Below are 13,433 nucleotides of genomic sequence, written 5' to 3' on the forward strand. Positions count from 1 at the left end.
TTACCTGCGTTCAGGTTAAATAATGTTTAGCATCCTCTGGGTTGGGAATTCTGCAATACTGATATTTTCCAAATAACGAATACCTATTTAAAGCAACCCTATCGTATAACCAATTATTAAACCTATTTGGCAAAATACTAAATACGTTTGCTAGTTTATATGGGTAACCTAGCTGCTTAACAACATTAAAAAAAGCATGGCTTTGCGTATACGCTTTACTGTTTTCTAGGTAAACCATTGAGGCATATTCACTTGTTGAAAAACCAAAATGTGTTAACAACAGTTCTCCTTTTGGAGATTGCACGCTGCATAATTTAAAAATGGTATTAGTGTCGTGAGCAATAATAAAGTTACACCACGCGCTGCAAAGCTTACATTGCGCATCAAATAATATAATTTTTTGATTTTGCATTAGTGTAGCTGCATCATCGCTCATAACACTTTCCTTAAATTAAGTACTAAATTACTGCTGCACCGGCTTTTTTTGTAACTTGCGCTGCAAAGTACGTCTATGCATATTAAGTTGCCGCGCGGTAACCGACACATTGCCATTATTACTGTGCAGTACTTGTTGAATATGCTCCCACTCTAAGCGCTCCGGCGACATAACTGCATCATCAATAACATTCGATGCCGATGCCACAGGCTCGGTGTTAAGCGCTTTTAATAATGTTGCCATATCAACCGGTTTAGTAAGGTAATCGTTTGCGCCTAAACGCATTGCCTCTACTGCGGTTGCTATACTTGCAAACCCAGTTAGTAAAACAATATGAGTTTGGGGGAGCAAACTACGCAGCGGCTTTATGAGTGCAAGTCCGTTATCGTCACCTAGTTTCATGTCTAATAAAAAAAAGTCGGGCAATAGTTTACGCGCGGTAAGTAACGCATCACTTTGATTATGCGCCACCTCACAGGTAAAGCCCTGTTTAGTTAAACGCCTTGCCAGTGTGCTGGCTAAATTTATGTCGTCTTCAATTATAAGTAACTTCATGAGGCGTTATTCTCAGTGTTTATAATAGCGAGTTTAACTTTGGCAACAGCGCCGCCATCGGTATGGTTAAACAAGGTAAGTGAGCCATTTAAACGTTCAAAAGTAACATTTGATAAAAGCACAGCAATCCCCATCCCTTGATCGCTTGGCATAAGTTGCCCGCCCAGCTCTGCTAATTGCGATGATGAAAAGCCAGGGCCAAAATCGCGAATTAACAAGTAAACGTATTCACTATGTAAGTTATCTTGCTGCCAACTCAGCTCTAATTGAGCTTGACCTTGTTTTTGATTAGCGAGCGCGGCGTTTTGCAATAAATTTAAAATAGCAGGCAATAACATCGCATCACTCAATAGCGTTGCCGCAATAGGTGGCGTAATCCATTTAATTTGTTGATAAGGGTATTGCAGTAAAAGTGTATCTGTAATTTGTGTTTGCAGTTGCTTTACCGTCACATGTTCTTGTGAATTTTTAAGGCGTAACTGCTCCGAGAGCTTTCTAAAGTCGTTAAGTTGTGTACTGCACTGAGTAAGCGGCGCTTGCATGTGCTTAATAATAGGATTGTTTGGTTGCTCTTCTAATAGCTCTTCAAACAAGAACTGTAAGTTTGCAATTGGGGTCGCTAGTTGATGGGTGATTTGTGCAGCGGCCCCATCAAGGGTAACAAGCTGTTCATTACGCAATTGTTTTTCACGCACGTTTGCAATAATTCGCTCTCGCTCTTTAAGTGCCCTGCTCATTGCGCCAATCACTAATGCGATTACGCTGGCACTTAAAACAAAATTGACCCACATGCCAATAAAGTGACCACTCATATTCATTTGATGCATACTGTGATCGGGCATCTTAATCAGTAGCAAACTGTATGCGGCAATGGCTAATACCGCAATATAAGCTAATCCTTTTTCTCGCAGCGTAACAGCAGCTATCATTATCGGGAGCAATAACAGTGATACAAATGCATTAGTTGCACCACCGCTTAGCGATAGCAAAACCGTTAAAAATAGTACGTCGGCAGTTAGCTGCATCAACATACCCAAAGGTTTAGCACGGCTTACATTACGATAGGCAAACAGGCTAATAAGCTGAAACACAGCCTCAACGGCAATAACAATAAGTAAAGGCAGTAATGCAATTTGATGTTCTAATAAAAAATAAACGCTAAGCACCGCAATTAATTGCACCGCAATTGCGCCGCTTCGCAGCATTAATAATCGACTAATGGTGGGGTCGGTACGCATTAACAAGAGGTTATTGCCCAATCAAATGTTTAATAAGGTTATTTTAACGGTTATATGATTTTTAATCATCATCCATCGAAATTGAAAACGGCGCACAAGGCGTTCCTTGATGAAACACCATTTGCCATTGCTCGCCTTGTTTACGCCAAAGCGACATACGCAATGAATAATTAAATTCACTGCGAGCAGAGCGCCTATAAGCAGCTTGATAACTAAGTTGCACTACATCATCGCTTAGCATTCGGCCCTTAAAATGCTGATTATAAAACTGTGGCACAACCTCGGTAGGTAAACGAGTTAGTACTTGGTATTTATTAAATGTAGTGCCATTGGCAGCAATTTCGATAAATTCATCATCGAGTAAAGCATCTAATGCGCGCTCAGATTGGCGAACTTCTGGGTCGAGTAACTGGCGCTCAGCGTCAATTAAATGATTAAATAACGACACTTTTATTTTGCTGCTCATAACCTTCCCTATTGTTTATAAACTTGCCCGGCTTTCATAACAAATTGCACGTTTTTAAGTACGTCGATATTTTTAAGCGGTGAGCCATTCACACTGATAATATCTGCTTGTTTACCAACACTCAAGTCGCCAATGAGTGCGCTTTGCCCCAGCAGTTTAGCTGCATGTATGGTTGCTGATTTAATAGCTTGGGCTTCGCTCATACCATTGTTTACCATTAAACTAAATTCGTTAGCATTGAGCCCATGACGCGACACCCCAGAGTCTGTTCCAAAAGCTATATTAACCTTGTTTTTCAGTGCAAGTTTAAACGAAGCCTGCATTTTTGGAGTCACTTCACGCACTTTGTCGGCTATTGCCGGTGGCATATTTGGATTTGTAAGCACCTCTTCACTTACCGTTGCACCCGCTAAAAGCGTCGGTACTAAATAAGCCCCCGTTTTTTTAAATAACTTTATTGCCTCTTTATCTAAATAAGAGCCATGCTCAATAGAATCTACACCGGCTTTTAAGGCCGCTTTTATACCTTGTGTACCGTGTGCATGCGCTGTAACTTTACGACCCAAGTGATGAGCAGTATCAACAATTGCAATCAGCTCTGCATCTGTAAGTTGTTGGTTAACACCAGCAGCGGTATTACTTAGTACTCCACCCGTGGCAGTAATTTTAATTACATCAGCGCCACTTTTAATTACCTCGCGTACCGCACGGCTACAATCATCCGCGCCATTACATATACCAATCCCGCCTGTAACCGCATCTGTAATATCTTTTCGATAACCGTGCATATCTGCGTGTCCACCGGTAGGCGATATTGTATTACCCGCTGCAAAAATGCGAGGGCCGTTAATATCATTTCGCTCAATAGCACGTTTTAGCGGAAATATTACTTTGTGATCGCTACCTAAATCTCGCACTGATGTAAAACCCGCATCGAGCGTACGTTGTAAATATTTAATTGAGCGCAAAGCATAATCGGCATCATATTCAGTTGCCCAGCGGTGAGGGTTTGCTTTAGCATCTCGCTCAAACGTAACGTGAACATGCATATCAATAAGACCAGGCATTACAAATTGATTTTTAAGATTTATAATATCGGCATCAGGTAGGTTAAGTTCTGCTTTTGTGAGGTAGCCGTTTTTAATGGCTGTTATTGAATTATCTGTTATGACTAACGTTTGCTCTGTTTTTACTTTTTGATCCTCGGATGCAAGTAAACTGCCCGCATAAATAATTTTATGCTGTTGAGCAAAAGCCCCATTTGCTATTAATGCCAGCGTTATTGCAGTGAATGTTGTTATTAGTGTTGTTTTCATACTTGCTCCTTTTTTGTACTAGCATTACCTTAAATAACCTGTAATTGCGAATATTTACGACACAAAGCATGCTATAAACTAGTCTTGAAAGCCGTTTTTTGGTATAACTCACCCATTAGTAATACATGTCAGACCACCTTAAGAGAACATACTATGCCTTACGCACATATCACTGGTTGGGGTAAATGCATTCCACCAGCAAGCATTAGCAACGATGAAATTAGTGAAATAGTTGATACCACCGACGAGTGGATAACCTCGCGTACAGGCATTAAATCTCGCCGAGTGAGCCATGTAAGTACCGCCGAGCTGGCAACCGTTGCAGCTAAGCATGCTATTGCGTGCGCAGGCGTTGATCCTAAAGATATTGATTTAGTAATATTAGCAACCTGTACACCTTCTACTGTTGTGGCAAATACCGCCTCACAAGTGCAAAAAAACATTGGTGCAACAGGCGCTGCCGCAATGGATACAAACGCGGCATGTTCGGGCTTTTTATATGCATTGCAAGCTGCTACAGCACAAATTCAAGCGGGTATGATCAAAAAAGCAGTGGTCATTGCCGCTGAGCGTATGACCTGGTACGTAAACTGGGCACGTCGCGATAGCGCTGTTTTATTTGGCGATGGCGCAGGTGCAGTAGTACTTGAAGCGACAGATACGCCAGCTGGTTTACTAGCAACCAAAACTGGTTGTGACAGTGAAGACCGCGATATTTTACACATCACTAACTTTGGTAGTGATTTAAATAAATATGAGCCAATTGGACCATCTGATTTATTATTTGAAGGTCGTGAAATTTTCAAACGTGCTGTTAAAGGCATGAGCGAAGCGTGCGACGATGTACTTAAACAAGCCGATTTGAGCCTTGATGACATTAATGTACTCGTTCCACACCAAGCTAACTTACGTATTATTCAAGCTATTCAGCATCGTTTAAAAGTACCTGACGAAAAAGTAATGGTTAACATTGGTGAGTATGGTAATACCTCTGCTGCTACGATTGCTATTGCGTTATGTGAAGCCGTTGAGCAAGGGTTAATTAAACCGCATTCAAACATTATGTCTGCTGCATTTGGTGCAGGCCTTACCTGGGCTGCAAGTTACATAAAATGGGGCGAACGCGTAACGCCTATTAGTGTAAGCGATGCCGCTTTACCGCCATGTGATAAAACCGGTTTAGAACTTGTAGCACCGGCCGTTAAAGCATGTAAAGAAGCGCAGCCAAGCTAACACAACATGTAGTAAGCAACATATAAAACGCACTTATTTAAGTGCGTTTTTGCTTTTTAAGGAATTAAATTTGAAACTTTTAGGTATTCACCACGCTGCGATTATTTGTAGTGACTATGCACGTTCTAAACACTTTTATAGCAATGTACTTAAACTTAACGTTATTAATGAGCACTTTAGAGCTGATCGTAATTCATATAAATTAGATTTAGCCATGCCAGATGGTAGCCAAATAGAGCTATTTTCGTTTGATGGAGCTCCCGCAAGACCAACCTATCCCGAAGCACAAGGCTTAAGACATTTAGCTTTTAAGGTAGCGGATATACAGATTGCAAAAACGTATTTAGAGTCGTGCGAAGTAAACGTTGAGGATATTAGAGTGGATGAAATAACCGGCAAAAAGTTTACCTTTTTTGCCGATCCAGATAACTTGCCACTTGAGCTTTATGAGGTTTAAAACTCATAAGCTCAAGTTCTTACTATTGAATCAAAAACTTATTTATTAAAACGATTTTGTAAGTAGTTAAATACAGCACGAATACCTAATGCTTCACCACCCGTTGGGCGACCTGGTAATGCACGTAAGTTCCACGCCATTACATCAAAATGTACCCACGGTGTTGTTGGTTCAACAAATTCTTTTAAGTAAAGCGCTGCAGTAATAGCACCACCAAACGGTGTACTTGCGCAGTTTGCCATATCGGCTACATCACTTTTTAGTAAGCTTTTATATTGCTCAAACAACGGAAGTTGCCAAACAGGATCATGGACACTTAAACCTGCATCAATAATACCGTTTGCTACATCGCGCTCTGTTGAGAAAAAGCCCGGAAGCTCCGTGCCTAACGCAACACGACATGCACCCGTAAGGGTAGCAAAATCAATAATTAGCTCAGGATTATCGTTTTGTGCTTCGCTTAATGCATCACACAATACTAAGCGCCCTTCTGCGTCTGTATTATCAATTTCGACCATAATGCCTTTGCGTGTTTTAACAACATCGCCAGGGCGAAATGCATTGCGCGATACTGCATTTTCAACAGCAGGTACAAGCACTCGTAATCTAATTGGTAAGTTAGCTGCCATAATAAGCTGTGCTAGTGCAATTACGTGCGCCGCGCCACCCATGTCTTTTTTCATGTTACGCATGCCAGAGCTTGGTTTTAAATCAAGTCCGCCTGAGTCAAAACATACGCCCTTACCTACTAGTGTAATTAATGGAGCATCTGTCGCACCCCATTTTAAATCAAGTAAACGCGGTTTATTTTCGCTTGCACGACCCACCATGTGAATAGTCGGGTAGTTTTGCTCTAGTAACTCATCGCCAATCCACTGTGAAAATTCGCCATTGTAAGTTGCAGCTAAATCTTCCATTACTTGCGATAAATGTTGCGGCATCATGTCTACCGCTGGCGTATTAACTAAATCACGTGCAAGTGTAATGGCATCAGCTTGTTGGCTAATACGCTCAAACAACGCTTTATCGCTAATGGCTAATTGCGCTTTTGCTGTTGGTTTTTCTTTATATTCACTAAATTCGTAACCACCAAGCACAAACCCTAAAGCAACTTGCTCTACAAAAGCGCTCTCACCTTGAATTTGATAAGTACCAGTAGGAAGTGTATTTGCTAAATTACCCGCAGCCCAAAAATCATCGCTACTTTGCATTAAACAAAATACCTGGCTTAACTCGCCCGTTTTAGCATCAGGGATTAAAGCAACACCTTGCTTTTCGAAACCTGTATTAGTTAACCAATTTTGTATAAATGCAGGCTGCTGTGCTTGCCAGTCAGATAATTCGTTTTTAAGAATAAAAGATAAAGGAATACCAGAAGATGTATGACGTAGTAATGCACTCATTAAAAAGCTCATATAATATAAAAATGGTACTTAAGAGCATATCAATAAGCGCACCTAAAAGGTATCGCTAATTTGAAGGGATTTTAGCTACTTTTTTAAGCTATTTTTGGATTCTTGCTTTTGATTTTCTTGATCTATTTTAGCATCAAGTTCTTTAATAGATTTGTTCATATTAAACGAACTTGGCAGTACATCAACTCCCACTAAACTCCCTAATTTAACAACTAAAGGAATTGTAAGCGGGGCAAAAGGTAATACTGCAAACACACCGAGCCCTAACCCTTTTAAAATATCAACAAACTGTTCATTAGCGCGTTTTAACTCCTCTTTACTTGTTTGGCCTTGAGTGTAGCGCCTATAAATAGAGAGCATTTCTTTGGTTTCTTGTTTTTCTTGCGCAAGTGCAATTTTAAGCGCCACCATAGCACGGCGAAAACGCAGCTGTTGGCGTTTTTTACTAATTTTAACTACCCGCCAAGGTGCACGGTGAATAACTTTATATAATCGCATAACTTTTATTTTTACACAGCAGCACGGGTTCACAAAGAATAATTTACTTACAACATCCTTTAACTTATCCTTTGCACCAAATTAGTATTAAATACATACAACAACACTGAATATGACAAACCAACTACCGCAAAAACCTGAAAAACCAAAATCTGATGAATGTTGTGGTGGTGGCAGTTGCTGCCCCTGTGTGTGGGATGAATATAAAGAAAAATTAGTGGCTTGGCGCTGCATACAAAACATTAAAAAACACAAGGAAGAAACAAATAAATAACATTTTAATATTTCCAACGCATTAAAATTCCTCTTAACAACCCTATTTGCACTTATTTAGTTCATTTCCACTTCACTTTGCACCACTGTTGCATTTTTTATTAAATTGAACCTTTTTGTTATCAAACGGTTAATTAACAATTGCTCTCCTCGTTTTTTACCTATAGTCTGTAGATAGGACTTCACAAAAAGTAAGCTTAATTGATTAGGCTTTTGAGGTAAGACCTCAAACTTATGTGAAACAAAAATTAAGTAAAAAATAAATGATGTGAAATTAGCATCAAAAATAAGAATTATTCTAACTGGGGAAAATTAGAATGAAATTAAAAAATAATGCGCTAAACCAAGCAATCAAATTTGCTTTAGCTACAACCACTGCAGGGTTGTTTTTTTCGGGTTCTGCTATTGCAGCAGACGAGCAACAGCAAACTAAAGTAAATAAAAACGTAGAGAAAATTGCCGTAGTAGGTACGCGCTCAGCTCCACGTTCAATCGGTGACTCACCAGTTCCAATCGATATTATTGGCGGCGAAGAATTAGAAAGATCAGGTAATACCGACATGCTTGAGCTTTTAAAAGGTGCCGTGCCATCTTTTAACGTACATCAAAATCCTATTAGTGATGCGGCCTCTCTTGTTCGCCCAGCTAACTTACGTGGTTTACCATCAGACAGCACATTGGTTCTTTTAAACGGCAAACGTCGTCATCGTGCTTCTGTAATTGCATTTTTAGGCGGTGGTATTAACGATGGCGCGCAAGGCGCAGATATTTCAGTTATTCCAAGCATTGCTATTAAACAAGTAGAAGTACTTCGTGATGGCGCAGCTGCACAATATGGTTCTGATGCAATCGCCGGTGTAATGAACTTCCAACTAAAAGACGCTTCTGAAGGTGGTAAATTAGAAATCCGCCATGGTCAATTTTATGAAGGTGATGGCGATACAACACAAGTGTCGGGTAACGTGGGTTTACCGTTTACCGACAATGGCTTTGCTAATTTAAGCTTTCAATATAAAACAGCTGATGCAACAAGCCGCTCAGTTCAACGTGCCGATGCCGCAGCACTTTCAGCTGCCGGTGTTCCTGATGTATCTTCTCTTGCACAAGTATGGGGCGCACCAGAAGTAAACGACGATATTACAATTTTTGGTAACGTAGGTTTAGAGCTAACAAACGATTCTGAATTTTACATGTTTGGTAATTACTCTGAACGTGATGTACGTGGTGGCTTTTACTACCGTAACCCGCAAACACGTTCTGGCGTTTACTCAAATGATGGTGGCGAAACACTACTTGTTGCAGATTTAACACCTGATATGAGCGCTAACTGTCCTACTATTGCAATAACAGATGGCAACGTATTAGATGATCCTGCTTATATAAATGGTGTAGCGAACAACCCAGATTGTTTTGCCTTTAACGAAACGCTTCCAGGTGGCTTTACACCTAACTTTGGCGGCAACATTACTGATACTTCTTTAACTATTGGTACTAAAGGGCGATTCACTGGTGGTTTCTTAAAAGATACTTACTATGACTTAAGCGGTACTGTGGGTTTAAATGAATCACGTTACTTCATCTATGACACGGTTAATGCTTCTTTAGGTGCAGATACACCACGTGACTTCAGTCCGGGTAAATATGAACAGCTAGAGAAAAACTTTAACTTTGATTTATCAAAGGGTGTCGACTTTGGTTTAGCTTATGATGTAAACATTGCCGGTGGTTTTGAATGGCATGAAGAAACATTCACTATCATTTCTGGTGATGAAGAATCTTACACAGCAGGCCCTTTAACAGCACAAGGTTTTGGTATTGGCTCTAACGGCTTCCCTGGTTTTAAACCATCACAAGCAGGTGAGTTTTCTCGTCGTAACTATGCAGCGTATGTTGATGTTGAAGCACCATTTACTGAAGATTTCTTAATGGGCGTAGCGCTTCGCTTTGAAGACTACGACAGCTTTGGTACTACAACTAACTACAAAGTAATGGCTCAATACCATTTAACTGAAGATTTAAATATTCGTGGTTCTGTAAGTAGCGGTTTCCGTGCACCTACAGTTGGTCAAGCTAACGTAAGTAACGTACAAACAAGCTTAGACAGCGGTGTATTACAAGATTCAGCGCTTCTTCCACCAACAAACCCTATTGCAGTGCAATTAGGTGGTACAGAGCTTGAGCCGGAAGAATCACAAAGCTATACACTTGGTGCTGTATACACAATCGGCGAGTTATTTTTAACGCTTGATTACTACAACATACAAGTAGATGACCGTATTAGCCAATCAGATAAAATCAACTTAAGCCAAGCAGATAAAGATACACTTACAGCAGCTGGAGTTCCTAATGTACAAGGTCTTGCTCAGGTAAGCTTTTTTACAAATGACTTTGATACAACAACTCAAGGTATCGATTTAGTTGCAAACTATACTGCTGAACTAATGGGCGGTAGCTCTACATTTAGCCTTGCTTATAACTGGAATGATACTGAAGTAACTCAATTTAGTGAAATTACAGGTGCGTTTAAAGTTAAACGCTTAGAAGAAGATTTACCTAACCATCGTGCAACGTTCACATTGTCTCAACAATGGGAATCAGTTTCTGCATTTGCTCGTGCAAACTACTACGGCGAATACCAAGGTGTTCACGTTGATTATGATGCAACAGCTAAAACAGCAGATGCTGCAGTCACTATTGATGCTGAAGTAACTTACTTCTTAAATGAATCAGTTAGCTTCTCTGTAGGCGCTCAAAACTTATTCGACCAAGATGCTGAAAAACTTGATTTTGCAGATGCAACGGGTATCCCTAATAACAACTGGGGTGGTCAGTTCTACGAAACATCTCCGTTTGGTATTAACGGTGGCTTTTACTACGCTAAAGCAACATATACTTTTTAAACTATTTTCATGAAGAACCAAAGGCGAAATGTTAAAGACATTTCGCCTTTTTAATTTTATAGTTAATAAAAATAATAATGAACAATACCAATTGCATTGAATAAGTGTTCTATTATAGCGCTCAGAAAATAGCGTAATAACAAGGCGAAAACTATGATATGTAGTTGCTCTATATGAATAATTTTTAACGCAGTGAGTTCGCTATTTAATGCGATAGAATGATTATTTTTTTAATAAAATTGGTATAACTATGTTACTTAATAAAGCCAACCAACTACTGCAACAAAATAAACTCAAAGAAGCTGAGTTTCATTTTAAAACGCTATTAAATAGTAACCCTGAAAATGGTGAAGCTTTATTTGGCTTAGGCAGAATTGCCTTACGACTAGAACGTTATGACGCTGGCGTATACCTACTCCAAAAAGCCTGTGAGCGCTTGCCTCATATGCTTGAACCATTACACGCCCTTGCTGATGCATTTAACGGTGTTAATTCGCCAAACGATGCGTTAACGGTGCTCGAATACGCTAAGAAATTAGCAAGTCATAACCCAGAGCCTCATTACTACTTAGCACAGCACTATTTAACACATGGCGAGTTAGATAAAGCCCATACAACCTTTGCTCATGCACTCAGTATTGGGGTATACCCTGTAACAGCTTATATTTTATTTGAACTTGTGCAGTTAGGCCGCTTTGATAAAGAGCATAATTATGTAAGTAATTTGCATCACTTATTAACTCAAACGAGCAATTTACGCTTAAAAATGGTGTGTTACTACGCATTAGCAAACAGTTACGATGCACTTGAAGATACCGAGCAAGCATTTAATTATTTTATATTGGCGAATAAATTACAAAGAAAATTAAGTGAATTTAACACTAAAGATTTAATCCCTTTTTACGATGAAATAATAAAATACAACACCGAGGAATTTATTGCCTCCGCCGATAAAAAATTTACCCGTAATATTACACCTGTATTTATTATTGGTATGCCTCGTAGTGGCTCTACCCTCCTGGAGCAAATATTGGCAAGCCATAGTCAGTTTTCGAGCCTAGGAGAAAGTACGAGTATTAGTAATAACGCGGTTGCTTTTATCGAACAAAAAACGGGAGTTGCTTACCCGCAATGTTTAGCGCATTTAACACCTGACTTAATCAAAAAAGCCCGCGAGCTTTATATCACAACATTAAAAACAGCATCGCCCATCAGACCTTTTATAATAAATAAACTGCCGAGTAATTATCAGTCGCTCGGACTAATATATATCCTATTTCCAAATGCCAAATTTATAAATTTAAGTCGTAATTTTAATGCTACTGCGTTTTCTATTTTCACTAATTACTTTGCCGAAAACGAGCCTTATTTTTGCTCACTACCTGAGTTTAAGCTTTACCATAGTGTGTATGAAAAACTGATGAGCCATTGGCACTCCTTTAAAGGTATGCCAATTTATGATGTCAGTTACGAAGATTTAGTGAGCAACCCAAAAGAGCAGCTAACGCAGTTACTTGGCTTTTTAAACTGTCATTTTGAAGAGCGCTGCTTAGCGTTTTATAAACAAAAAACACCGGTAACCACGTTGAGTAAACATGCTATTCGCCAACCTATTAATAACGCCGCAATCGCTAAGTGGGAGCGTTACAAAACACCTCTTTTAAAGTTACTTGATGAGAATTAATCGGACGTGCTTTAAACCAATTAAGTAAATCTTTAAATTGATCATCACGCGCACTTGGGTTGGTAAGCATATTAATATGATCGTAATCAAAATTATGCCCGTGTTTACGACCGTAAATTCGCATTTGTTGAATGCCAGGCCCTGATTCGTCCATAAACTTTTGAATATCGATTGGTTGCGCTAATGCTTTATCTTTTACCGCAGCAATATGAAGCGTTGGCGGTAAATGCAGGTTGTTTAGCGCTTTTGCATAATCAAAATTATCATCAGAATCTATCCATGGCTTCTTTTTAGCCCATTGCATACTTTGATAATGCGACTTTTGAGTTTCGTTATCGCTTCCCCACTTATAACCTTTAGCATTTAAATAGCCGTGTTTTTTAGCAAGTAAAGGTGCCATAAAATACCAAATTAAATTGGCTTGTAATAATTTTTGAGGATGATTATTAAATAAAGAACGCTTAGAGCCAAAATACACACACGCTTTTACATCATTAATATATTCTGGAAAACGTGCAAACGCGCTGTTCATCAATACCCCGCCCCAAGAGTGAGCGACCCAGTAGTCAGGCTTCTTGCCTTCAATCAACTCTATTTGCTTAATAAAGGCTGGAATATCTTCTAAAATGGCCTCGGTTTGCCCGTACTTAGCGTCACTTGAAATAATCGGCTTACTATCACCTCGGCCACGTAAATCAGCCACATAGCATCGGTACCCATGCTCAGCCAAAAAAGGGGCAAGCCCTTTATTAGAATGGGTGTAAAAAATTTTACCGTTTTCTACAGCTCCATGCATAAAAAATACGACAGGCCCTTGCTGATTATCATCGCTGATTCGACGTAAATGAAGTGTTTGGTGAGCGTCTAAATTGATAATTATTGATTGCTGAGAAATCGCCACAGTTATTCCTTTTTATTATTTTCAACTCATCCTACCAGCAATATTAAATATACCAAAGGAA

The 13,433-nt window shown here is 39.5% G+C and carries 13 protein-coding genes; 5 read left to right on the plus strand and 8 right to left on the minus strand.

Going from position 1 to position 13,433, the window contains the following annotated elements:
- Positions 1 to 10: 10 nt before the first annotated feature.
- The 5 genes from L659_RS0121320 to L659_RS0121340 form a co-directional block, all read right to left on the minus strand.
- Positions 11 to 436: a thiol-disulfide oxidoreductase DCC family protein gene (locus tag L659_RS0121320; RefSeq protein WP_024591844.1), complete on the minus strand. Its 426-nt coding sequence runs from the start codon at positions 434 to 436 to the stop codon at positions 11 to 13.
- Between the two features lie 27 nt (positions 437 to 463).
- Positions 464 to 991: a response regulator transcription factor gene (locus L659_RS0121325; protein ID WP_024591845.1), complete on the minus strand. Its 528-nt coding sequence runs from the start codon at positions 989 to 991 to the stop codon at positions 464 to 466.
- Positions 988 to 2,229, minus strand: a complete 1,242-nt coding sequence (locus L659_RS0121330) for a sensor histidine kinase (RefSeq protein ID WP_029769958.1) — start codon at positions 2,227 to 2,229, stop codon at positions 988 to 990. The genes L659_RS0121325 and L659_RS0121330 overlap by 4 nt, the downstream gene beginning before the upstream one ends.
- Before the next feature lie 61 nt (positions 2,230 to 2,290).
- The gene (locus L659_RS0121335; protein WP_008171412.1) at positions 2,291 to 2,695 is read right to left on the minus strand and encodes a nuclear transport factor 2 family protein; all 405 of its coding nucleotides are present in this window, start codon (positions 2,693 to 2,695) and stop codon (positions 2,291 to 2,293) included.
- A gap of 8 nt (positions 2,696 to 2,703) precedes the next feature.
- Positions 2,704 to 4,011, minus strand: coding sequence for a metal-dependent hydrolase family protein (locus L659_RS0121340; protein ID WP_024591847.1), 1,308 nt, complete (start codon positions 4,009 to 4,011; stop codon positions 2,704 to 2,706).
- 153 nt (positions 4,012 to 4,164) lie between these two features.
- Here L659_RS0121340 and L659_RS0121345 point away from each other — a divergent pair, with 153 nt between their 5' ends.
- Both L659_RS0121345 and gloA2 read left to right on the plus strand, forming a co-directional pair.
- Positions 4,165 to 5,244 carry a ketoacyl-ACP synthase III gene (locus L659_RS0121345; RefSeq protein WP_024591848.1) on the plus strand — a complete coding sequence of 360 codons (1,080 nt, stop codon included), beginning with the start codon at positions 4,165 to 4,167 and terminating at the stop codon, positions 5,242 to 5,244.
- Positions 5,245 to 5,314: 70 nt separating this feature from the next.
- Complete coding sequence (gloA2, locus tag L659_RS0121350) at positions 5,315 to 5,701, plus strand: SMU1112c/YaeR family gloxylase I-like metalloprotein (protein WP_024591849.1); 387 nt, start codon at positions 5,315 to 5,317, stop codon at positions 5,699 to 5,701.
- A 38-nt stretch (positions 5,702 to 5,739) separates the two neighbouring features.
- On the opposite strand, the gene L659_RS0121355 is transcribed toward gloA2, so the two are convergent.
- On the minus strand, positions 5,740 to 7,104 hold the full coding sequence (locus L659_RS0121355) for a leucyl aminopeptidase family protein (RefSeq protein WP_010553989.1): 1,365 nt from the start codon (positions 7,102 to 7,104) through the stop codon (positions 5,740 to 5,742).
- 87 nt (positions 7,105 to 7,191) lie between these two features.
- Complete coding sequence (locus L659_RS0121360) at positions 7,192 to 7,614, minus strand: hypothetical protein (protein WP_007582356.1); 423 nt, start codon at positions 7,612 to 7,614, stop codon at positions 7,192 to 7,194.
- Between the two features lie 112 nt (positions 7,615 to 7,726).
- Here L659_RS0121360 and L659_RS1000000123590 point away from each other — a divergent pair, with 112 nt between their 5' ends.
- From L659_RS1000000123590 to L659_RS0121370, 3 genes are all read left to right on the plus strand, one after another.
- On the plus strand, positions 7,727 to 7,888 hold the full coding sequence (locus L659_RS1000000123590) for an oxidoreductase-like domain-containing protein (protein ID WP_081709178.1): 162 nt from the start codon (positions 7,727 to 7,729) through the stop codon (positions 7,886 to 7,888).
- Positions 7,889 to 8,204: 316 nt separating this feature from the next.
- Positions 8,205 to 10,787 (plus strand): TonB-dependent receptor plug domain-containing protein, encoded by a 2,583-nt coding sequence (locus L659_RS0121365; RefSeq protein WP_010553992.1) that lies wholly within the window; start codon positions 8,205 to 8,207, stop codon positions 10,785 to 10,787.
- Between the two features lie 250 nt (positions 10,788 to 11,037).
- Positions 11,038 to 12,471 (plus strand): tetratricopeptide repeat-containing sulfotransferase family protein, encoded by a 1,434-nt coding sequence (locus L659_RS0121370; protein ID WP_024591850.1) that lies wholly within the window; start codon positions 11,038 to 11,040, stop codon positions 12,469 to 12,471.
- Here the strand turns inward: L659_RS0121370 and L659_RS0121375 are convergent.
- On the minus strand, positions 12,419 to 13,372 hold the full coding sequence (locus L659_RS0121375; RefSeq protein WP_024591851.1) for an alpha/beta fold hydrolase: 954 nt from the start codon (positions 13,370 to 13,372) through the stop codon (positions 12,419 to 12,421). The two genes, L659_RS0121370 and L659_RS0121375, sit on opposite strands and share 53 nt — an antisense overlap.
- Positions 13,373 to 13,433: the final 61 nt, after the last annotated feature.

The sequence above is a fragment of the Pseudoalteromonas sp. S8-8 genome (assembly GCF_000497875.1).
In the GTDB taxonomy this organism is placed as follows: domain Bacteria; phylum Pseudomonadota; class Gammaproteobacteria; order Enterobacterales; family Alteromonadaceae; genus Pseudoalteromonas; species Pseudoalteromonas arctica.